The sequence below is a fragment of the Rhodococcus sp. MPR-R1B genome, assembly GCF_058793255.1.
Map to the genome: position 1 here is coordinate 274,615 of NZ_JBXAFO010000006.1, position 22,476 is coordinate 297,090.

The 22,476-nt window shown below is 61.3% G+C and carries 20 protein-coding genes; 11 read left to right on the forward strand and 9 right to left on the reverse strand.

All coding sequences use genetic code 11. The annotated features are described in order from the left end of the window. Positions 1-42: 42 nt before the first annotated feature. Entirely contained in the window at positions 43-3,486 is a 3,444-nt protein-coding gene (locus tag AC1Q61_RS11690; protein WP_042923388.1) for a TM0106 family RecB-like putative nuclease, read from the reverse strand. Positions 3,487-3,569: 83 nt separating this feature from the next. Between AC1Q61_RS11690 and AC1Q61_RS11695 the strand changes: the two genes are divergently transcribed. Beyond that, positions 3,570-4,211: an alpha/beta hydrolase gene (locus AC1Q61_RS11695; protein ID WP_208690434.1), complete on the forward strand. Its 642-nt coding sequence runs from the start codon at positions 3,570-3,572 to the stop codon at positions 4,209-4,211. A 5-nt stretch (positions 4,212-4,216) separates the two neighbouring features. Here the strand turns inward: AC1Q61_RS11695 and AC1Q61_RS11700 are convergent, their stop codons facing one another. Next, complete coding sequence (locus AC1Q61_RS11700; protein ID WP_030536921.1) at positions 4,217-4,834, reverse strand: cysteine hydrolase family protein; 618 nt, start codon at positions 4,832-4,834, stop codon at positions 4,217-4,219. A gap of 92 nt (positions 4,835-4,926) precedes the next feature. Here AC1Q61_RS11700 and AC1Q61_RS11705 point away from each other — a divergent pair, with 92 nt between their 5' ends. The 3 genes from AC1Q61_RS11705 to AC1Q61_RS11715 all read left to right on the forward strand — a co-directional run bounded on the left by AC1Q61_RS11705 (position 4,927) and on the right by AC1Q61_RS11715 (position 8,069). Continuing rightward, positions 4,927-5,628, forward strand: a complete 702-nt coding sequence (locus tag AC1Q61_RS11705) for a FadR/GntR family transcriptional regulator (protein ID WP_007736157.1) — start codon at positions 4,927-4,929, stop codon at positions 5,626-5,628. Beyond that, positions 5,625-6,995 carry an FAD-binding oxidoreductase gene (locus AC1Q61_RS11710; protein ID WP_215516012.1) on the forward strand — a complete coding sequence of 457 codons (1,371 nt, stop codon included), beginning with the start codon at positions 5,625-5,627 and terminating at the stop codon, positions 6,993-6,995. Before AC1Q61_RS11705 ends, AC1Q61_RS11710 begins: the two co-directional genes overlap by 4 nt. 87 nt (positions 6,996-7,082) lie before the next feature. Continuing rightward, complete coding sequence (locus AC1Q61_RS11715) at positions 7,083-8,069, forward strand: NAD-dependent epimerase/dehydratase family protein (RefSeq protein WP_492651267.1); 987 nt, start codon at positions 7,083-7,085, stop codon at positions 8,067-8,069. Positions 8,070-8,125: 56 nt separating this feature from the next. Here AC1Q61_RS11715 and AC1Q61_RS11720 read toward each other — a convergent pair whose 3' ends face one another. The 7 genes from AC1Q61_RS11720 to AC1Q61_RS11750 all read right to left on the reverse strand — a co-directional run bounded on the left by AC1Q61_RS11720 (position 8,126) and on the right by AC1Q61_RS11750 (position 15,295). Further along, entirely contained in the window at positions 8,126-9,913 is a 1,788-nt protein-coding gene (locus tag AC1Q61_RS11720; protein ID WP_042450345.1) for an AMP-dependent synthetase/ligase, read from the reverse strand. A 139-nt stretch (positions 9,914-10,052) separates the two neighbouring features. Further along, positions 10,053-10,751 (reverse strand): DUF8548 family protein, encoded by a 699-nt coding sequence (locus AC1Q61_RS11725; RefSeq protein ID WP_030536916.1) that lies wholly within the window; start codon positions 10,749-10,751, stop codon positions 10,053-10,055. Positions 10,752-10,877: 126 nt separating this feature from the next. Further along, complete coding sequence (locus tag AC1Q61_RS11730) at positions 10,878-11,504, reverse strand: phosphoribosyltransferase (RefSeq protein ID WP_030536915.1); 627 nt, start codon at positions 11,502-11,504, stop codon at positions 10,878-10,880. A 55-nt stretch (positions 11,505-11,559) separates the two neighbouring features. Next, on the reverse strand, positions 11,560-12,387 hold the full coding sequence (locus tag AC1Q61_RS11735; protein WP_050656184.1) for a carbon-nitrogen hydrolase family protein: 828 nt from the start codon (positions 12,385-12,387) through the stop codon (positions 11,560-11,562). Positions 12,388-12,740: 353 nt separating this feature from the next. Beyond that, a complete protein-coding gene (locus AC1Q61_RS11740; RefSeq protein WP_492651268.1) occupies positions 12,741-14,072 on the reverse strand; it encodes a site-specific integrase in 1,332 nt (443 codons plus the stop codon). Positions 14,073-14,142: 70 nt separating this feature from the next. After that, positions 14,143-14,622, reverse strand: coding sequence for a hypothetical protein (locus AC1Q61_RS11745; RefSeq protein WP_492651269.1), 480 nt, complete (start codon positions 14,620-14,622; stop codon positions 14,143-14,145). A gap of 109 nt (positions 14,623-14,731) precedes the next feature. Continuing rightward, positions 14,732-15,295 (reverse strand): hypothetical protein, encoded by a 564-nt coding sequence (locus AC1Q61_RS11750; protein WP_492651270.1) that lies wholly within the window; start codon positions 15,293-15,295, stop codon positions 14,732-14,734. A 181-nt stretch (positions 15,296-15,476) separates the two neighbouring features. Here AC1Q61_RS11750 and AC1Q61_RS11755 point away from each other — a divergent pair, with 181 nt between their 5' ends. The 7 genes from AC1Q61_RS11755 (at position 15,477) to AC1Q61_RS11785 (ending at position 21,874) form a co-directional block, all read left to right on the forward strand. Further along, positions 15,477-15,938, forward strand: coding sequence for a helix-turn-helix transcriptional regulator (locus tag AC1Q61_RS11755; protein WP_492651271.1), 462 nt, complete (start codon positions 15,477-15,479; stop codon positions 15,936-15,938). Between the two features lie 247 nt (positions 15,939-16,185). Next, positions 16,186-18,438 (forward strand): hypothetical protein, encoded by a 2,253-nt coding sequence (locus AC1Q61_RS11760; RefSeq protein ID WP_492651272.1) that lies wholly within the window; start codon positions 16,186-16,188, stop codon positions 18,436-18,438. Positions 18,439-18,732: 294 nt separating this feature from the next. Further along, positions 18,733-19,050 carry a hypothetical protein gene (locus tag AC1Q61_RS11765; protein WP_492651273.1) on the forward strand — a complete coding sequence of 106 codons (318 nt, stop codon included), beginning with the start codon at positions 18,733-18,735 and terminating at the stop codon, positions 19,048-19,050. 192 nt (positions 19,051-19,242) lie between these two features. After that, entirely contained in the window at positions 19,243-19,731 is a 489-nt protein-coding gene (locus AC1Q61_RS11770) for a hypothetical protein (protein WP_492651274.1), read from the forward strand. Positions 19,732-20,119: 388 nt separating this feature from the next. Beyond that, complete coding sequence (locus AC1Q61_RS11775; RefSeq protein ID WP_492651275.1) at positions 20,120-20,674, forward strand: hypothetical protein; 555 nt, start codon at positions 20,120-20,122, stop codon at positions 20,672-20,674. A 5-nt stretch (positions 20,675-20,679) separates the two neighbouring features. Further along, complete coding sequence (locus AC1Q61_RS11780) at positions 20,680-21,354, forward strand: hypothetical protein (RefSeq protein WP_492651276.1); 675 nt, start codon at positions 20,680-20,682, stop codon at positions 21,352-21,354. Between the two features lie 67 nt (positions 21,355-21,421). Continuing rightward, positions 21,422-21,874: a hypothetical protein gene (locus AC1Q61_RS11785; RefSeq protein WP_492651277.1), complete on the forward strand. Its 453-nt coding sequence runs from the start codon at positions 21,422-21,424 to the stop codon at positions 21,872-21,874. Positions 21,875-22,476 lie beyond the last annotated feature (602 nt).

Consider the following 22,476-nt stretch of genomic DNA (forward strand, 5'->3'; position numbering starts at 1 on the left):
GTGCTTCGGGTAAGGCAGTGTTTCGGGTAAGACAGGCTTCGGCTAGCTCGTCAGCCTCATGAACGCGCCCAGTTCGACCAATCCCGCAGGCGTACTGGGCATGTACTGCGTCAACGCGTGCGATCGAACGATGATCGCGCACCACTTGCCGCGTGAGACAGCAACATTGAGACGGTTTCGCGACAGCAGGAACGACATCCCTCGCGGGACGTCCTCGACGGCAGATGCGGCCATCGACACGATTGCCACCGCAGCCTCGCGGCCCTGGAACTTGTCGACGGTCCCGACCTCGACCTCCGTGAGACCGGCCTCGGTGAGATCGCGCTCGACGGTGCCCACCTGGGCGTTGTACGCCGCGACTACGAGAATGTCCGACTGCTCCAGCGGCCTGGTTCCCTCGAACTCGCTCGGGTCGGTCCAAGGCGTACCGAGAAGGCCCTGGATCTGGCGAACGATTTCCTGGGACTCTTCCGGGGAGTAGGTGGAATTGCCGCGGTGATCGACGAACACCGTGTGTACTCCGGCAGCGAGTCCGTCGAGTTTTCTTGCCGCACTCACGGTTTCCTGGGAATGCAGCTTGCCCTCGTACGACAATGCGGACACGGGCGCACACAGATCCGGGTGCATCCGCCACGTTTTCTCGAGGAAGTAGCCGAGTTCGGGTGGCAGTGCGCCGTGTCCCTCGGCGAGCCAACCGAGTGCCGATTCGTCGACCGGTTCGGGGTGAGTGCCTTGGCTCACCTGCGGCAACTGCTGCGGATCGCCCAGCAGCAACAGGTTTCGCGCGGAAATCGCGACGGCAATGGTGTTCGCCAGCGCGAATTGGCCTGCTTCGTCCACGACGAGCAAGTCCAAGCTGCCCGCTGGAACACGATCGGTGTTCGAGAAGTCCCACGCAGTGCCGCCGATGACACAGCCGACGCCTTCGGCCTCGGCGATGAATCCCGCATATTCTTCGGATGCGATGTCCTGCCATTCTGCGGTCTTGCTCCGGCTGCCCTTCTTCGCGACCAGTGCAGGGTCCACGCCGGCTTTCAGAATGCCGCCGAGCATGTTCTCGACCACCGAATGTGATTGTGCCACCACTCCGATTCGCCACTGATGTTGTTCGATCAGTGTCTTGACGACACGAGCGCCCGTGTAGGTCTTGCCCGTACCAGGGGGACCCTGTACTGCCACGTAGGAATCGTCGAGGTCGAGAAGTGCGGCGGTGATGGCCTCCGCGTAGTTGTTGTCGGTCCCGACGGGAGGGAGCGGTGAACCCGAGCGTGTCCTCGGGGTGCTGCGCCGGAGAATGTCGACCGCTGCGACGGGTGGCAGTTCGGGCAGGATCTCGCTGGCGGCGGCTGCGGCAGCGGCGATCGACTTCTCCATACGTCCCGTGGGAATCGGACGACCAGGTGCCAACGCGACTGGGGTATCGAGGTATTCGTCACCGCCGAGCAGTTCTTCGACGGTGACCACGTCGAGCCCTTCGGCCTTGACCACGGCGGTGACCTTGACGCTGCTGGTGCCGCGTTGGGTGGGGTTCTCGCTTGCAACGGCATCCGGGGAGGGGGTTGCGTAGAGCGCGAAAAGATCACTGCCCGGGCTCAAAGACGTTCCGGTGCCGAAACTTCCGGTCAACTGGATGTGGCGACGAAACTTCTTCTGCCGCGGGGTGCTCTTGTGCCAGTCCGCTTCGATTTCGGACTGCTCGACCACCATGACGTCGCGGATGTCCACCAGGTCTTCGATCGGTGTGACCAATCGGTCGAAGTGGGCCCACCAGTACGGCTTCCGCTCGCGATTGTGGTATCCGACCGCTGCGGCCAGTAGAGCAGCTGCCTGCTGATCGGGGGTACGCGTCGAACCTGCCTTGTGTCCTGCGAATTCGCGGAGCGCGATCTCCGATTCGGTGAGCTCCTCGAGTGGAATCTTGATCTGCCCGGTCGGCTCACGAAGTTCGACGCCGTGTTCGGCGGCGCGCTCCGCAAGCCAATCACGCAGGCGCAGGGTTGATTCGCAGTCGTACTCGTTGTAGTCGGAGATACCCTGAAGAAGTTCCCGGGCCTGGTCGGCTTGTCCGCCGTCGCGCAATTCGCAGTAGTCGGCATAGGCGACGACCGAAGCGGCGGCATTGGTCACGTCGCCGTCGCGGCCGTGCTCACCCATGTAGAGCGGCTCGAGTTTCTTGATGCTGTACGAGCGTTGTCCGATCCGCAGGCACGCGCGGACGATCGGGTACAGGTCTACGAGCACGTTCTCGCTGAGCAGCGTGTCCACGGTCTGCTCGCCGACACCGTGACGTGCGGCCAAGCGCAACAGCGCCGATTTCTCGTACGCGGCGTAGTGGTAGATGTGCATGCCTGGATGAGCTTCTCGACGCGCGGTGACGTAATCGAGGAAGTCGAGGAGCGCCTGGCGCTCGCCCTCGCGATCGTGTGCCCAGAACGGCTTGAACACGTAGTCGTCCGCAGGCCCTTCGACCACACCGAACAGATACTCCAACCCCCAATCGGTGGACCCGTCCTCGGCCCAGAGCGGATCGCCCTCGAAGTCGAAGAAGATGTCACCGTCGTCGGGGATGGGGAGTCCGCCGAGCGCCGAGGGTTCGTAGACCTCGAATTCGGCGTCGCCGGACAGTTCCTGGCGTAGTTGAACCGCGGCCTGTGCACGGAGTTTGTCGAGTGTTTCCCGGCGGATGCCCTCGACTGGGCCGGTGCTCGCGGCGAGTTCGTCGATTGTCGTGATCCCCGAGACGATCAGCTGTTCACGCTGATTGCCGCGGACGCCCGCAACCAGCAGCAGGTCTCGATGGCTTTCGACCTCGACGCTGCAGGTGTCGCATCGACCACAACGCAGGTACCGATCGTCGAGCCACTGTGTCGGTTTCCCCTCGGCGCGGTGCTCGTCGAGGACTCGTTCGAGTTCAGCTCTACGTGCCGCGAATACCGGCGCGATGTCTCCGATGTCGTGCGACGACGTGCTGCCGTCGCCTAGCAGTAGATGAACTTGATCGGAGGCGGCGATTGCATTGCGCTCCAACGCATCCGCGTATGCGGCGAGTTGTAGAAGTGCCGACACCTTGGCGTGCCGGGAGAGCTTGCTGTCGTAGACCGCGTAGGTGTCGCCTTCGCGGACGAGGAAATCGCAGAACCCGAGGAAACGGCCGTCGAAAAAGGTTCCCTGATAAATGACTGGCGCGCCCGATCGTGCTGCCTCGACGGTGGCCAACGTGGCAGCGGTCAGGCCTGCGCGTGAGTGTTCCGGTCGCGGCATGACGACGACGCCGTCTCCGTGCTGATCGATGAACTTCTGAAGCTGTTCGCGCTCGTGCGAGTCGCCGAGGCTCGACGTCCGCTCGAGCATCGGATCCGCCTCGGCGGCCTCGGCCGCGATCAGACCGGTTCGGGCGTCGAGTTGCCGCAGCAGTGCGAACTCGCACGAGGCCGCAGCCGAGAGGTCGCTGGCGCTGTAGACGATCTGATCATCGAGTAGGAACACAGGGCGATTGTGCCATCGCTCACCGACAAGGCAACCCACCAGTAATCGCCCACGAGCCGCGGATACCGGTAGCGGCGTGCAGAATGACGATCATGCCTTTCTTCGACGGACGAACCGGTCAGGTGCACTTTCGGCATTGGCCGGCGGCAGGGGGCGCGGTGCCCACGGTGTCACTGGTCTTTCTGCACGGTCTCGGTCAGCACAGCGGCCAGTATCACCGCTTCGCGGGCGCAATGACGGCGTCGGGGATAGACGTGTGGGCGATCGATCACACCGGGCACGGTTTGTCGGAGGGTGATCCGGGAGTCGGGGCTCCGCTCTCCGATCTTGCCGCCGACGCAGCAACGCTCGCTGACATCGCTTTGGCGGAACTGCCCGAAGTCCCGCAGGCGGTGATGGGCCATTCCTTGGGTGCGGTGACGGCGCTGACGATGCTGGCTCATCGCGATCACGATTTTGCCTCCGCAGTGCTGTGCGGCATTCCGCGCAGTGCGGTCGAGCAACACGGGTGGGCGGAACTCTCCGACGCGGGCATCCCAGTCCTGGTCGTTCACGGTACCGACGACCGGATCGCCCCGGTCGATCCCGTCCGGGACTGGGCGCGGACGCTGCGCAACGTCGAGATGCGCGAGTTCGAGGACGCCGGTCACGACCTGCTGCACGAGAAGGTTCACGCCAGTGTCACCAACGTCAGCCGTGAATTCCTTCTCGCGCATTCCAGGTAGTCCTCTCAGGAGAGCGCGCCGAGCACCTCTTTCGACGTGACGGGATGCGAGAACATCGGGTAGTCGTAGGTGATCGCGTTCTCGTGTTCGGCGACCGAAGTTCCGGCTACACAATCGGTGAGTGTGATGACCCGGTAGCCGTTCTCGTATCCGGTGCGCATGGTCGATTCGACGCAGCAGTTGGTCAGGAAACCGCCGAGAAGGATCGTGCGAATTCCTTTGCTACGCAGAATGAAATCGAGGTTGGTGCTGGCAAAAGTGTCGAGTCCACGCTTGCCCTCGATGACGATGTCGCCGTCTTTCGGAGTGAGGTCGTCGACGATAGCGGCGCCCCACGAACCCTTCACGAAGGCCTTTCCGTCGACGACGCCCTTGAGGATTCCGTACGGATGCGACGTGATTTCGTTGTACCCCTCGGCGAAGGTGATCGGTGCGTGCATCACGGTGACACCCGCCGCCCGGGCCGCATCGACCAGCGCGGCGGTGTTCGCGAGGAGTCCGTTCGATTCCATGACTGGTGCGACGGCCTCGTGGAGGACACCGCCTTCGGTGGTGAAGTCGTTCTGGTACTCGATGAGCACGACGGCGGTGGTCGCGGGATCCAATTCGAGCTTGTCGGTCATGGTCGGCACCTTCTCTGTTGTGGTCCGGGTCACGAATCTCCTCAATTAAACAGTTTGTCAGACAAGCAGGCAAGGGGTGGTAGCGTCGCGGCATGGATACGACTCCGTTGTCGCGCATGCCGCTCAGCCTTGCCGTGTCGGGACGAATCCGCGCTGCCATTCTCGACGGTTCACTCCCGGTCGGTGAGGCATTGCCCACCGAACAGGAACTTGCACAGACGTTCTCGGTGGGTCGATCGACGGTCCGTGAGGCCCTTCGGGTTCTGCAAGCGCAGGGATTGTTGACCGGCGCGGACACCACTTCTACTGCCAGGCCTCGGGTGACGCACGAGCATACGGCCGATTCCGCGGCCACAGCTCTCAGCACGGCGTTGCAGGTGGGTGCAGTTCCATTGGGCGATCTTGTCGAATTGCGAGTGCTGCTCGAAGCTGCTGCGCTGCGCACTGTCGTCGCGGTGCCGAACGGCGCCCGGGATGCGATCGAGCGGATGCGCGTCGCAACCCTTGCCGACGACTCGGTCGCATTCCACGACGCCGATGTCGACTTTCACGTTGCGCTGGCCGGAGCCGGCGGGAACAAGGCGTTCGGGTTGGTCATGACGGTTCTCCGCGACAGCATCGCCGGCTACCTGCTGAGTGAACTCGACTCGCGCGAGAACTCGGCGGCCACGCTCGGCGCACTGTTGGCAGAGCACGAGGGTATCGCTGACGCGATCGAGCGCGGCGCAGCTGACGAGGCCGCCGTTTTGGTCGAGCGCCATGTGCGCGGATTCTACGAAGGACGAACACAATGACCACGAGTATCGATCTGTTGGATGAACGCTTGCAGAAAGCGGTGGGGGACAGGGCGACAACCGATCCCGACCGAATGGGCGCGTACGTCCGGGATCAATCACTGCTCACCGCAGCCGGAAGGCCCGCCGCGCTGGTCAAGGCGAAGACGGTCGACGACGTCGTTGCGGTCATGACGGTGGCCCACGAACTCGCCGTTCCGGTGGTGACACGAGGGGCGGGTACCGGGTTGGCCGGCGCTGCCAATGCGCTCGACGGATGCATCGTCCTGAGCGTCGCGGGCATGGATCGCATTCTCGAGATCGATCCTGCCGCGCGCACCGCCACGGTGGAGCCCGGAGTGATCAACGGTGACCTGGCGGAAGCTGCTGCACAGCAGGGCCTTTGGTACGTACCGGATCCGGGAAGCCGGTCCATCTCGAGTATCGGCGGCAATCTGGCGACAAATGCAGGCGGCATCTGTTGCGCCAAGTACGGCGTCACCGGTGATCACGTTGCGGCCCTGACGGCGGTACTCGCCGACGGGCGTGTGATCCGTACCGGTGCACTGACGCGCAAAAACGTTGCGGGGCTGGACCTGACACATCTGCTCGTCGGGTCGGAGGGCACTCTCGCGGTCATCGTCGAAGCCACGATGCGGTTGCGTACGGCGCCCACTGCCGCGACCACTGTGGTCGCCTTCTTCGATTCCGCGGAGTCCGCGATCGATGCCGTCCTCGCCGTGTCGGCAGTGGCCGAACCGTGTCAGATGGAGTTGATGGACGACGTCACCATCGGCGCCGTCAATCGGCTGACCAAGATGGGGCTGGACGAATCGGCCGGGGCGATGCTGCTCATCCAGTGCGACGGTAGGTCGGCGGCCGCCGAGGCAGCGGACTGCGCCGCGGCGTGCGAAAGTGCCGGGGCCCGAGAGGTTTTCCACACCGACGATCCGGTGGAAGGTGAAGAGTTCACCGCCGCGCGCCGCATGGCCTTGCCGGCTCTCGAGGCGTTGGGCACGGTACTTCTCGACGACGTCGCGGTGCCGGTGCCGGCGTTGCCGTCCATGTTGGAATGCATTCGTGAAGCGGCCGATCGCCACGGCGTCACGATCGGAACCTTCGGTCACGCCGCCGACGGCAATCTCCACCCGACCATCGTGTTCGACGCTGCCGAATCGGGTGCGCAGGATCGTGCGCGCGGAGCTTTCGACGACATCGTTGCCGGCGCACTGGCGTTGGGCGGAACGATCAGCGGTGAACACGGTATCGGGGTTCTCAAAGCGCCGTACATGGCGGACATGGTCGGCCAGACCGAACGCGAAATGATGCTTGCAGTCAAGGCCGCATTCGATCCGAAGAACATTCTCAATCCCGGACGAGGTATCTGAGCGGTTCGTCCGTGCCTCAGTCGCCGGAAATTGCGCTACCAGACGAACGTGTTGCCGCACGACGCTTTTCAAGTGACGATGGCCCTCATGAAGCTGTTGATGCTCGGAGGAACACGGTTCCTCGGCCACGCTCTCGTCGATGACGCTTTGGTCCGGGGCTGGGAGGTGACAGTGCTCCATCGTGGGCTCACCGGAGCGCCACCACCTACAGCGGAGGTCCTGTTCGCGGATCGCACCGATCAGCGTGCGATGGTTGATGCGCTCGGTGATCGTCGATGGGATCTTGTCGTCGACACCTGGTCGGGTAGCCCCCGAGTGATCGGGGAAAATGCGCGCGTCTTACTCGGTCACGTCGACCGGTACGCATACATCTCCAGTGGATCCGTCTACCAATGGGGCTTGCACGTAGACGAGACCTCGCCAGTGGTGGCCGCATCTGCGACCTCCGATGACTACAGCGATTACGCGTCCGCCAAACGCGGGGCCGAACTCGCTGTCCTGGAATCCTTCCCGGACGCGTTACTCGCGAGGGCAGGGTTGATCCTCGGCCCGCGCGAGGACATCGGGCGGTTGCCGTGGTGGCTGCAGCGTATCGCGGCGGGCGGACGTGTCGTTGCTCCCGGAGTGCCGGCCAGACCGTTGCAGTACGTCGATGCCCGCGACATCGCAACCTTTGTCCTGTCCGGACTGGCCGCCGGGATCAGCGGGGCATACGACGTCATCAGCCCGTCCGGCCACACCACTACCTCCGGACTCCTCCAGGCGTGCGTGGTTGCCACCGGTTCGGACGCTGAACTCGTGTGGATCGACGAGGACAGGCTGGCGGCCGCTGGAGCGCAGCCGTGGACACAACTTCCGTGTTGGGTGCCGCAGGAGGGTGAGTTCGCGGGCTTCCTCGAAGCCGACACCGCCAAGGCGGGGCAAGCAGGGCTGCGGTGCCGGCCCGTCGAAGACACCGTGCGCGATACCTGGGAGTGGATGCAGCGGGAAACTCTGCCGACTCAGCGGGAGGATCGTGCGGTGCACGGCCTTCCATCCGAGATCGAAAAGGAACTACTCTCCGCCGGACAGTGAAACGAGTCTGGCCCGGTTCGCATTCGAACCGGGCCAGACTCGTGAAAGACGATCGATCAGGCGTACAGGTCGCTGATCTTGGTCTTGTGAGCTTCGTGAATGATGTTGCGCTTGAGCTTGAGCGTCGGCGTCAATTCACCGGTCTCCTGGGTGAAGTCGACCTCGAGGATCGTGTACTTCTTGATCTGCTCGGGGTTGGAGACCTTCTTGTTCGCGTCGGCAACGGCCGAGTCGATCTCGGCGATCAGGTCGGCGTTCTTCACCAGATCGGCAATCGGGGTGCCGGCGGGCAGGCCGTTGCGCTCGACCCAACCGGGCAGTGTCTCCGGATCGAGGGTGATCAGTGCACCGATGAACGGCTGACCGTCGCCGACGACGAGGCACTGGCTGATCAGAGCGTGCGCACGCAGGGAATCTTCGAGGCCTGCCGGTGCGACGTTCTTGCCGCCCGCGGTGACGATGATTTCCTTCTTGCGTCCGGTGATGGAGACGTAGCCCTCGTTGTCGATCGAGCCGAGGTCGCCGGTGTGGAACCAGCCGTCGACGATGGATTCGGCAGTGGCCTTCTCGTTGTGCCAGTAGCCGGCGAACACGACCGGGCCCTGCAGGAGGAGTTCGCCGTCCTCGGCGATCCGTGCTGCATGGCCGTTGATCGGCTTGCCGACGGTGCCGACGCGCTGCGCGCTCGAGGTGTTGACGGTGATTGCGGCGCTGGTCTCCGTGAGTCCGTAGCCCTCGTAGATCGGGATGCCGACGCCGCGGAAGTAGTGGCCGAGGCGCGCGCCGAGGGCTGCGCCACCGGAGACTGCACGCTCGCACTCGCCACCCAGAGCTGCGCGCAACTTCGAGTAGACGAGCTTGTCGAATACCGCGTGCTTGAGCTTGAGTGCCAGTCCGGGGCCACCCTTTTCGAGGGATTCGCTGTATTCGATGGCGGTGGCAGCAGCCTTGTCGAAGATGCTGCCCTTACCGCCGTCGACTGCCTTCTGGCGAGCCGAGTTGTACACCTTCTCGAACACGCGGGGCACCGAGAGGATGAAGTTGGGCTTGAAGCCGGCGAACTGCTCGAGCAGCGTCGTCAGGTCCGACGTGTGGGCGACGGTGACCTTGGCGTCGAAAGCGCCGAAGGAGATCGCCCGCGCGAATACGTGGGCAAGCGGCAGGAACATCAGAGTCTTCTTGCCGGGGACCATGGACTCCGGCATCGCCAGGCGGCAGGCGTTGGACTCGGCGTAGAAGTTGGAGTGCGTCAGCTGGACACCCTTGGGGCGTCCGGTGGTTCCGGAGGTGTAGATCAGGGTCGCGGGCGAGGCAGCGGTGACCTGGTGACGACGAGTGTGCAGTTCTTCGTCGGTGATTGCCGAACCGCGACTGGACAGCTCGTCGATCGCACCCGACTCGATGACAAGAACCTCGCGGAGGGCTTCTGCGCCGTCGGTGACTTCCTTGTGAGTCTCCGCGTGCTTGGCCGTTTCGACGACCAGAAGTGTCGTCGCTGAATCCTCGAGGATCCACTGCGCCTGATCAGGGGAGGAGGTCTCGTAGATCGCGACGGTGCATCCGCCGGCAGTCCAGATGGCGTAGTCGAGAACGACCCACTCGTAGCGAGTCGCGGACAGGATAGCGACGCGGTCGCCGAGCTCGACGCCCGAAGCGATCAGGCCCTTGGCAACTGCGGAGACCTGCTTCGCGAATTCAGCTGCAGTGACGTCGACCCATCCACCGTTCGACGGCCTCTTGAACGGCACGAATGTGGGGTCTTCTTCGGCGTGACGGAACACGGAGTCGGCCATGGATACGTTCTCCGGAATTGAGAACGACTGTGGAACTGAGAACTCGCGCACTATTGACCCCTCCAGTGACTACTGACATTTCTGATGTGCATTGCATCACATTAGTCGTCATTTTGCACTGTCGTTACTATTCGGTAGAACTGGTCGGGCGCTGACCTGCAGTTTAGTGTGACCGCCTGTTTACAGGTACTCAGGCGACGTGTTGGAGCGTGCGACCGTGCACGGACAGCCACCGCCGAATTGCGTAGTCCAATCGGTCCGGATCCACTGCGAGTTGCTCTGCAGTAGCTGCAAGGATCTCCGAGGTGTCTCCCGGCAACTCGGTGGTGCCGAGTGTCGCGCTGATGAAGGTGTCGGCAGCGGTCCCCAGATCGGTGTGCGGAATTCCGGCCAACATCAACAGGTGGGCCCAGGTCACTTCGGAACCGTCTCCGCACGCGTCCACCCAGGCATGGTGAACGGCTTCGAGAGCGTTGTCGGAATCGGCGGCCGACAGCAGGTCCTCGACGCTGTTGATCCGCAAGTGATGGAGTTTCTCGGCGACCTGTTGGATGTGCCGTGCCTCGATCGGGACACCCGTCGCCGTGTAGCGACGCTTGTACGAGCCGATCTTGCCTGCCCACTGGTCCGAACTGCCGGCTTCCTCGAAGGTGCGGAGTAGTTCACGTGCGCCATCCGTGACGGGTTTGTCCTCGCGGGCTTTCCGGTACGCCAGGTAGCGATCGACGACGGTCACTTCGCTGTGACCCGACGTGGACTGAACGGATTCGATGATGCACAGGGCGAGGCTCTGTCGATAAGCGTCTGACGCAACCCAGGCGGAAGGGTCGCCCAGGCGGTCACGGCACGCAGCTGCGACGGCGTCGACGGTATCGGTCGAGATGGTCACGGTTCCTCCAGAAAGCCGAATTCTTTTTGTTCCATTTGGGCTATCGGCACCGAGGAGCGAAATGTTGCACACATCACAAATTCTCAGAGATCTCTTGGACTGTGCTCAGGCTGGAGAGGTGTGCACTCAGGCGAGGAAGGACAGCACTTCGTCGTCGCTGAGTTGATGAAAGTCCTCGAATGCAGCACCGACGCCGCCTAACAGGGCAGGAACGAAGGGGCAGACGACCCGATCAGCGGAGCACGCGATCACTCTCATGGCTTCGGGGGACGCTACTGGGACAGCGACGATCACGGCGGCAGCACCCGCGGTGCGCGCGCATCGGCAGGCAACGGCGGCACTCGCGCCCGTAGCCATTCCGTCGTCGACGATCACCGCAGTGCGTCCGTGGAGGGAAACCGGGGTCCGCCCCTCGCGCAGGAGATGCGCCCGCCGTTCCAATTCGGTTCGCTCGTCGCGTTCGACGGCGACGAGTTCTCTTTTCGAGACGCGAACCGCTGCGATGACGTCGTGGTTGAGGACCCGCACGCCGCCCTCACCGATGGCGCCCATCGCCAGTTCCGGGTTGTACGGACTGCCGAGCTTGCGCACCACCACGATGTCGAGCGGAGCGTTCAGTGCCGCAGCCACCTCGGCTGCGACCGGAACTCCGCCGCGCGGGAGTCCGAGAACGACGGGCTTGTCGATACGCAAGGTCTCGAGCCGCCCGGCCAGAAATCTGCCGGCGGAAGATCGATCCCGATACTGGGTCACTGCGTTGTCCTCGAGAAGCTCGAACCCCGACCAGTTCGACGCTACTCGCTGCAGGTCACCGCGACGAGACTGTGAACCTCCGCAGCGCGAGAGCGGGATTCTTCTCGCGTACCTCGGCGATGCGAGCAGCCGAAACGAGTGCGGTGGCGACCCCGACCTGCTCGCCAAGTGAACACATCACGACGCCCATCGGGTCGACGATCATGCTGGCACCCGCGCCGCCGCGCGCGCTCTGATCTGCCGCTGCGATGTACATCGTGTTCTCGATGGCCCGGGCGCGCACGAGAGTGGTCCAGTGGTCTTCCTTGAGCGGCCCCGGCACCCACTGGGCGGGCAGGAGCAAGATGTCTGCGCCGACGTCGACGATGCGCCGGGTGACTTCCGGGAAGCGCAGGTCGTAGCAGGTCTGGAGGCCGAAGGTCAGGCCGTCGCACCCGAAAGTCTGCGGTTCGGTGATCTCGCCCGCGCGGATCACGGCCGACTCCTGGTAACCGAAAGCGTCGTAAAGATGCAGTTTCCGGTAGGTCGCCACCAGTTCGCCGTTCGGGTCCATCGCGACGAGGGTGTTGGAGATTCTGCTCACGTCGTCGATCCGCTCGTTCATTCCTGCCACGAGGAAGATTCCGAACTCCGCGGCGACCGACGCCAGCGCCGAACCGAATTCGCCGTCCAGGTCCTCCGCGGACTCGATCAAACGCTCATCCGTCTTCGGTGCGGTGAACATCGAGTATTCCGGCGCCACGACAACTTTCGCGCCGCGTGCTGCTGCATCGGAAGCCAGTGATCGCAGTGATTCGAGGTTGGCTTTCTTGTCCGTCCCCGGGGCGAATTGGGCAATCGCGACAACGGTCTGGGAGGGGGTGGCTGCGGTGGCTTCGGTCATGCTTCCTACGCTAGGCGAAACCCGCTGGGAGGGTGGATCTGTCGTAAAAGCACCCCCGGTATGTCGTCGTGTCTATACTCTATCCGCTAAACTGCTGGTCAGTCCTAGGTCGATCTGACGTAGCTCGACGGTAGATGACGATTCTCCGCTCCACTGCACGTAGACGCCGGTATTTAGTGCCTCGACGCGTGACGTAAGGCGAAAACGCAGGCACACACTTCGGTGACACAAGATGTCGTGCGCACACACAATTCGTGTCACAGGCGGTGTGCGATCTTGACCACTCGATGACACGCATTCGTACGTGTTCAGGATCAACGAGGCGTCAGCGTTCGTCTCAGCGACAGTGCGCGTCATCGTGCGCGCGGGATGAACGCTGCAACATTGTCGGCCCCTGTTTGCGCGACCTCTTCGAGCATCGACAGGTATCGGCTTGTCACCTTCAGGTTGGAGTGCCCGAGTTGATCGCGTGTCGTCACGAGGTCGCTTCCCGACGCAAGCGCAAGAGTTGCTGCGGTGTGGCGAGTGTCGTGAGTCCTGATGGGCGGCAGGTCGGCTTTCCTGATGAGCTGACTGAACTCACCCGCGACGTGTGCAGGGTTGAGGGGCTGCCCGGCGGGGTCGGTGAAGATCCATTCCGTCGATCCCGCACCCGCTGCCAACCGCGCTTTGGCTTGGGCGGTGCGATGAGCCTTCAGAACCTCGACACCTTCCGCACCTAACGCAATCGTGCGCTTGCCGGATTCGGACTTCGGTGTCTCAACGACAACACGAGAGTCGAGGATGATCCGTTGCCGTGCGACCGTGAGCGTGGAGTATTCCCAGTCGATGTCCGACCACTGCAACCCGGTCACCTCGCCCCGTCGAAGTCCTCGCGTGAGGAGTAGATACCAGAGGGCGTAGTTGCGATGATCGGCGGTGTGGTCGAGGAATGCGCCGACGTGTCGTGGTCCCCACACCATCACACCACTTGGACGCGGGGATTTCTCGCGTGCAGCCTTGCGTGTGATGCCTTCCTCCGAGATGAGTCGATCAACCTCAGCGCGCCAACGGGCCTCGATAGACTTCGACCACACCACAGCTTTCGATGAAGGTGCAGAAGGCAGCTTGACGAGACGTGCCACATTGCGCTCGACGAGACCTTCCCTCTCAGCATCACCGAGGGCAGAGCCAAGCACCGCCTTGCATCGTTGAATCGTGGTGAGGCCACCTGCGCGAGTCTTCGCCCGTGTCGTGTCTGCAAGGTACGCATCGAACGCTCGTCGAATATGCGCGGGTCTGAGTTCGTCAATCTTGATGTTCCCGAGGTGTGGCAAAATCACGCGGGCGATGAGACCTTCGTACTGCGAGATCGTTCCAGCCTTGAGATGACCTCGTTTCTGCACCATCCAGTCATCCAAATATGTTGCGACGGTTTGCCTATCGGTGACGATGATGCCTTGGGCATATTGCTGTCGTACCTTGTCGAGTGCGGCCTGGGCATCTTCCTTGGTCGAATAGCCACTCCTCGACAGTTGCCGTCTTTTGCCCGTTGGGTCGGTCACTCCGAGGTGCCACGAGAACAAGCCGTGTGTGGCTGACCACCCTCCGTTCTTACGTTTGAGCTGAGGGCATCGCGTACCGAGCTGATTCCCGTCTTCATCCCTGCAGCCGCACCGTTTTCTTATTGCGCCTAGTCCTGCCATTGTGGGTTCCTTACTCCAGATACAACGAAAGCCCCCGTGTGAACGAGGGCAATCGCACGTTGGTGTGTGGCTAGTCCTTGTAGAACCGAAGACGGTCAAAGCCTTTCGTTACCAGCCAGTCCTCGAACCTGTCCCATTGGGTGTTCCAAGTGATGTTGCCGAGTGCGTTCAGGTCATCGTCTACCGGAAGGAATGCGTAGTCCACTGGATCTGTGGGAGTCAAATCTGCCGTGCCCACTTCGATGCAGGTCCCCAGTCCGCAGTTCAACCACATGGACTCTTGACGGCGTGAATCTGTCGCATGGATTTCAGCGTCGAATTCTTCGAGACTGCGCCCCCATTGGGGATTCTTGGGTATGACGACAATCTGGCAACGCCAGTCGTTGGGGGAAGGCTCGTCCATGACGGTTAGCCACGCAACGCGCCGTCCCGCAGCTCGTGAGAGCCACTCTTGGAACAGTGACACCTGATCCTCTTGGTCCAGATTATGGAAGTAGGTGCCGGGACGCAGGGCGTAGCCCGTGGGGTCAAAGAGTCCGGTACGGGTCATCGTGGGTTCCTTTCGAGATGTGATTGCGGGCGCTCAGTTCGGTGCTGATGCCTCGGTGATGTGTTGCGTGCGTGCGTGTTCGGTGTTCAAGGCCGACGTGCTGACAGATTCATTCAGACATGGCCTCCTCGATCTCGCGCATGAGTCGTTTCGTCATGCCCGCTCGAAGCGTGCGCAGTTCCTTCGGGGTCTTTGTTCCCAGTTCTGCAAGGCGCGCATTGCGTTCGGCTGTCAGCGTGTGGCCCCATAGCTCCCGTGCAGTAGCGGTCACCTGATCTTGATCCACACCCAACCGTGTTGCGGCGCGTTCGTCGGCTTCCAAGTCTTCGACGTCCGTGAAGTCCAAGACGACAGGACGAGTCTTGATCATCTTGCCTTGCAGCATCTTACGAACCTCGTCGCGGTCTACGGCGACTTCAGGCGTGACCTGAACCTGCCCATCCCCGGCGAACCATTCAGCGAGTGGCACCTTGTATGCCGCTGACAGAATCAGCAACTCTTCGACCGCGATTGATCCTCGGCGCCCATTTTCGGTGGATGCAACCTTGTCGCGTGACCAATCGAGGCCGTGCAACCGCAATCGTGTTGCGCACTGCGACTGATCTTCACCAGCCCGAATGCGTGCTGCGCGGAGGTTCTCGCCCACGGTCGCACCAGTTGTCTTCGATGTCATGCACAGAACTGTACCACCGCTCATATGTGTGTGACACGCTCATATGAACTGATGTATTCGACGCGAAACGACGGCACGCCGTGACGGAGACTCAGCGGTTGCCAATTCGACGCATTGGTTGTTAAATGCTCCTCCCAACCGAAACGACGCATACAACCGTCGAATATGAAAGGCGCACAACGTGTCTGAACTGACCCAACAGGACATGAACGAAATGCCTCTGCTCATGCCATTGGCGGAAGTGGCGAAGGTGCTGGGATGCAGTCGCGGCACCGTGTACTACCGAATGCACCAAGGTACGCTCGGCTTCCCCGTTCTCCATATCGGTGGTTCAACCCACAGGGTTCCGCTCCTCGTGATGCTCGAACACGGGCAATACGATCTGTCGAACTATCGCGCTCGGATCGAAGCCTTACCGCGATACATGACGACGCAGCGTGTGGCTGAAGAGGTCAAGGTCGGTCGTTCGGGCGTGCTGCATTCGCCTGACTTCCCGTTGAAAGCTGTTCGTGTGGGTCGTGGCAGTCGATTCCGCAAAGAAGATCTGATCGCACTGTTGGACACTCACAAGTCTTGTCACGCAGCAGATTCCTGCAGTGAGGATGATGAATACGTCTCACGCCGCATCAGGCGCAGCGCATGAGGTACTTCGGTGGGAACACGGCCAGCGATGGTGTGCGGCCTGTATATGAACCCGACGAGTCGTTCATCATGCGTGGTGCTCCGAAGGCGTACGGGGCGAACTCAGACGCTGCAAAGCGTGAACGTGCCGCTCCTCGTCGCATACGTGCTCAACACGTCGCGGACGGTGACGCACAGGCACAACGATTGGCCGAGTACTGGAATCGGAATCCTTGGGGTTCAACAACTAACCAAGAGAGCAGGATTCAGTGACGACAGGTAATTGGGGTCTACGTGACCTCCACGCAGAAACCGTCATGGTGCCGATCTTCAAGGCGGGAGGATCACCCACGGTTGCAGCGTCGTTTGGCGTCGTGCCGGGTAAGCCGATTCTGTTCGATACCTCGACGAGGCAGGGTGTGGACGACCTTTACAACGCCGCCCGCCAGGCACAGGCCAAGGGGCACAGTGCGTTCCTGAACCTCACGTCGTGGGCAGAAGTGGGGCAAACGCTCAGAGGAGACACGTCCACACCCCACGACGAACTGCACATTCTGTGGGTGGACGTTGACTTCGTGCGCAAGGACGGCACACCTCGCGAGGTCAATCGCAAGCTGATCAGAAAACTGACGAAGCATGGCAGCGCCATGTTCAGATCGCCGAGCGGGGGTCGTCACATCTGGTTCTTCATGCGCGACCCGATGGACGCGGACGAGTTTCAACGCCTGAACACAAAGCTCAAGCACGCCATCGGTGCAGACGACAAAGAGAACATCGTCAGCTTCCTTCGGGTGCCCCACGCCCCGTCATTCAAGGACAAGCACATCCGCGCCGACGGTACGGGTCGTGAGGCTTCCGTGATGCACTTCTCTGACGAGCCGTGGGATAACAAGGCGTTCGAGAAGCTCCTCGACTCAGAGGGATTCAGCGTGCCTGAACGTGCGCGCCGGCTGCAACGTACGAACACGACGCTGATAGTCGCTGAGGATTACGTTCGAAGATCCCTGAAGCGTTGTGTGCGTACCGCTTTCGACAAGGATAGCGGCGATGTCAGTAGTGATCTGTGGCAGATGTGGAAGGAGTGCGCCAAGAACGACGTGTCGAAGGGTGTGGCGCTGTCACTGACATACGACCACCCGACCGGTTCGACGCGCTACCGCGATGCGTCTCTGTTCGATCAGATCCATAAGGCATATGCCGCAGCGGCCGACGAGACCCCCGATACCAGCATTGGCATCGACGTCGAAACATTCTGGGAATCGCGCCCGATCTATGCGCATATCCGAGACACTGCCCGTGCGTTGATGGCCTCGCCCTGGGGCACATTCGGAGTCGTGCTGATGCGCACGGCAGCCGTGATACCTACCGATGTCGTACTGCCTGCGACGGTCGGGGGAGAGGCGAGTCTGAACGGAGCAATCGCTCTGTGTGGAGTTTCGGGCATGGGCAAGGGAGCCTGCGAAGGCGCAGCCGAAATCGCGGTGGACTTCGGGTGGGAACCACACACCGAGAACATCGGGTCGGGCGAGGGATTCCCGAAGACGTACGCCTATCGTTCGGGACGCGGCGGTGAGTATGTCTGTGTGCGTGATTCGGCGATCATCTCGGTTCAAGAGATTGACACTCTCAAGGCAATTGCCGAGCGAGGTGGTTCGACGGTGATGTCCGAGATGCGCAAGGTGATCACAGGCGAGCGGTTGGGAATGGGCAATGCCGATCCTGCGAAGCGAATTCCAGTCGAGAAGCACCGTTACCGCGCTGCGCTCACCATCGGCGTGCAGCCCGAGAACGCAGGCCCATTGATCAACGATGCCAAGGGAGGTACGCCGCAGCGCCTTCTGTGGTTGCCCGCCTCTGATCCACACGCTCCCGACGAGGAACCCGAACTACCCGAATCGTTCAAGTGGTCGATGCCGGGCTTCAATCGTGACGCGATGACGGGTGACCGCCTGGCGGGGTTGATGCTCGATCAGAAACGCCTGCGTGAGGATCTGTCACCCTTGCGTATTCCCGATGAGGCGGCACAACTGATCAAGGAGACGCGCCGTAAGCAGATGCGGGAGGAGGCGCTACCCGACGATCTTGACGGTCACGCCTTGCTGACGCGCCTGAAGGTGTCGGCATGGCTGATGTGGCTGGATGGGCGCCGTGATGTCGTGACTCTTGAGGACTGGGAACACGCGGGTGTGGTGATGTCAATGAGTGACTCCACACGCGCTGCGGTCCGCGACGTACTGCGTCAGACCCAGTGGGAGAACGAGGTTCGCGGTCAGAAGCGCATTGCGAAACTGGGCGTTATCGGTGAGGACACAGCCCATGCAGCGAAGATTGCAGGCGTCAAGAGATCCTTGCTCAAACAGCTCGCAGACAACGAGTCGATGTCCGGCGCGGAGATGCGTAAGCGTTTGCGCTACAACAACCGTGAGTTCTTCGAGGACGCGATGACGGAACTGGTCGATGCCGGCGAGATTCGTGAGGTCCGGGCGAAGCAGGACGGGAAGCGTTACCGGCTGGCCGAATAACGGGTGCACGTCTCGATGTTCAACGGGTGTACGGGTGTACGGGTGTACACATTGTGCACCGCGCAAATCATCGCGCTATACGTAGATGAGGAATTTCATTCTTTTTATCTATGGTCGTCGATTTGCGTGTGCGGTGACGGCGTACACCCGTACACCCGTGTACACCCGTACATCAGAACAAGGCGACGCCGCTCGATGTAGTCGGGTTGGTGTGGACGACGCAGGCGCGGAACTTCGCGGGCGTGTACGTAGTACGGATCAGATGGAATTGAAATCTATTGAAAGGTAAAGACTATGGCTCGAAAGCTGATCGCACGCATCTATCCGGGTGATGAACGCCTGGAGGACTTGGGCGTTGACGAAACTGATCGAGAACCCTTGGGGTACAAGTTCTTCGTTGATGACCTCGACGAGGTTCTGATCGTGGACGACGAGGATCTGTGCGAATGGTGCACAGTCGAATACGTGCTCGTAGACCTCGAAGGTGATGAGGACTCTGTGCCGACAGGCCCGGTGATCCATCGCGAAGAGTGCGCATCGAAGCAAGAGGAGTTCCGCGAGTTGGTGCGCAAGATCCCGTTCAACCCAAGCATCAAGAGTCTCGATGCTTGATCAGCCGTAAGACGAGTTATCGAGCAAGACAACACAATAGATCGTATGTGTGCAGGTTTGTGTCGGTGATGGGCACGCTGACATCTGTGACCCGTCCACATGCGGGATTCATCGCATACCAACGTCACAGGTGCTCACGCCGCATCTGGGACGTCTTAAACGATCCGATATGACGAACGATAGGAGCGGCACATGAACGACAATCATCCAGGTATGACGCGGGAAGACTACATGCGCGAGTGCGGGCTGACGGCGGAGCAGTACAAGTCCAGGTTCGGGTACCGCAAGCGCACGCAGGGTTGGAGGGCGAGACCTCTGGTCGAACGTCCCGCGGATGATTGGCCTGTGCGTGTGGTCAAACGATGCAGATGTCCAGAGTCATTACTGGCCTTCGGGTTTGAACACATGACAGGTCGAGCTGCTGCGCAATGCTTGGCTGAGGGCTGGCCTGAGTCTCGCGCCAGTTACTGCAGTGACCTATACGGGAGTTCGTACATCGAAGGCGATGGGCTCTATGGGTTCATGCACGACGCGACGGGTGTGAAGTGCGTGCGGCTGTTCGGCACCCTCGCCGAGGCGCAGGAACGACAGGATGAGTACTTCGAGGCCATTGGTCAGTTTCAACCCGACGCCCTGCATGTGGTGTGGGATTTAACGCAGATTGTCGTCACCGTCGATTGAACGCTCCGGCACGTTTGTCTGACGCATGTCTGAGGTCGCGCCCGCACGCTACAAGGTTCGGGGGTTGGCGCGTTGACGTGCAATGATGCTCGCATGTCGGGCACTGAAAGGTGTTCGTAAACAGGAGGATTGGAAAGGACTAAGGCAATGGGAACTCGATTTCATCGCGTGATTGCTGAAGACGTAACTGCTCTTCAGTTCGTTGACCCAGTCTCGATGCTGGAGTTCATCGCGGACGACGGGGAGCTGTGCGGGCATTGCTCTTCTCCCGCAGTGATCATTCACTCACCGCTTCTGGCGGTTCCGATTGACGCAGAGCTGGTCCACGACTCGACCTGCCCATTGTCTGGGTCCAAAGTTGCTCAATTGCAAGATGATAAGGAGATTCATGTATACCACTGAGGAACTGCTCGCGCTGCGTGAGAAGTTGGTCGCGCAGGGGGCCACCTACACTCGCGAAGCTATCGAGGCAGATACGGCGATGTTCGACGAGATGCGGGCCAAGGTCCGAGCTGAGAGCGAGGAGGCGCACAACGCGGTGGATGCGGCTCGCGCTGAGCTGACCCAACTTCCGAGTGATGTTGCATCGAAGACGTTGGCAGAGAGCATGTTTGCGCGTCTGTGGCCGGGCGTTCAGGAATCCATCAGCGATACGCGGGACATCGACGGTGGAATCTCCGAGGCGTACTCGGCGATCATGCGGGCCGACAACGCAGTGCGTCCGTTGCTGACGCAGTCGATCGTTGAGGTGTTGCGCAAGAACGGATTGCGTGACTACACCATCGACGCGAATCTGCTGATTCCCTTGTCGCCCAAGCTGTCGGCGGCATTCACTGCGCGAGACGTGGCTATGCGCCATGAGATTCGCGGGCTGCACAACATCGACCAGCTCCAATACAACATTGATATGCCACAGTTCGTGGCTCCGACGGAACAGGAATAGACACCATGCCCAACACAGTCATTGAAGCGCAGGAAGCAACAGAGTCCGCCGAGCAGGCTGTCGCTACCGCGCAGGAGAAGGTCGTCACACTCGAACAGAAGGTGATCAATGGCGACGGCAAGGTCACTGCCGCACAGATCACTGCGGCGAAGGAGCAAGCTGCATTCGCTGAATTGCAGGCGTCCGCTGCTCAGAACGAAGAGGCCCGCGTACGTGAAGCTGTTTACCAGGCAGAACTTGCCGAGTTCATGGCTGAATATGAGGAGTTCGCGTCTACCGACATGGAACCCCTGCGTGAGGCGTACAACCTCGCGGTCGTTGGATTGGCTGAGTTCATCTCTCTCGTAAAGGAGCGCAAGGAGTACGAGCGATCCATTCGGTTGAAGGCGCGTCCGTTGAATCTCGGAGGGCCTGATCGGACGAACGAACCGGTGTGGAAGGACAGGGCGCGTTGGCATTCCATCGTGATGCCCAGTGAGGTCGCGACAGTTGTCGACTATGTCCGGCACGAGGCGGAGAACGGGTATCCGGTGTCGGCGGGTCGCGTCACCACCCACATGTTCCACACCGATGCCCGCAGGGCTGACATGGCGACGATCAGGTCCGCTCCGCGAGGTGCTTACCGTGAGGCGGCAAGGCCGTTGCTGGACGCGCTGGTGAAGACGTACACCGAGGAATGATCGCTATCCCCGCGTATGAGCGTCGGTGTTCATGCGCGGGGTTCGGGTCTAGTGAAAGGAAGATGTTGTGGGTTCCCCGAAGAAGGTTGTCGGCGCGGCGGTAAAACGACGTGAGGCTGTGAAGCTGCGGGCGCACGGGCTGAGCATCCCGGCAATCACCAAGCGTGTGGGCTACAACTCGGACAAGGTGACGCGGGAGGCGATACGGCAGGAGCTGAAGAGCGCCGACCGTGAGGACCTAACCCAGCTGCTCGAACTCGAGATGATGCGACTCGACAAGATGACTGTCACCGCGATGAATGCCGTCCAATCGGGTGACCTCAAGGGTATCGACGCGGGGCTGCGCATCATGGCCCGCCGGGCTGCGTACACAGGACTCGATGCGACCCAACGCGAGAACGATTACTCAGATGTCGATCGCTGGCTCGCAGGAGACGCTGAGGTGGACTTCGAGATAGACATCAACGAGGTCTTGGGCGACGAACTCGACGATGACGAGATTCCCGACGACCTCGATTGATTGACTTGGGCAGGCATTGGCGCGAACCTCCGCAGCCTTACTGTCCGACCATTGACCCGCATGACTGCCACCCGCATCGAAGTCATGCGGGTCTTTGGTAGGCAATTGATGATGTGTCAGACGCGCGTGATGTCGCTCTGCTCAATCGCCGCGTGATGACGCCGGCAAGGCCATGTCCCAGATCGGCTGTATGCGCCTCGTGCTCGGTATGACGAGCAATCACATGTGCGCACACGTGACAGGTGCGAGGCTTTCGCTGACCGTCCACACGCACCGAGGAACGATGCACGACTGCACGGTGGGTGTGGATGATGACAAGACTGTCGGTGCCGGTCGGTATTCTTCAAGAGCAACTCTATGGTTGGTCACTCTCTGGGAGGCAGCACGGTGGCGGTATCACGGGTAACCATTGCTGAATTAAACAGGCGCAACAGTCAGTCCCCCTCAGCCGAGAAAGACGAGCAGTCGCTCGGTGAGATGCCGTCGCCTGTCGACCGGCTAGATGACGCGCTCGCCGGAACTAGGTGTTGCGGGTATGGACGTTGCTGACGCGGGATTGAAGTGGACGGGCTGGTCCTTCGCGGCAGGATGGAAGTTGCGAA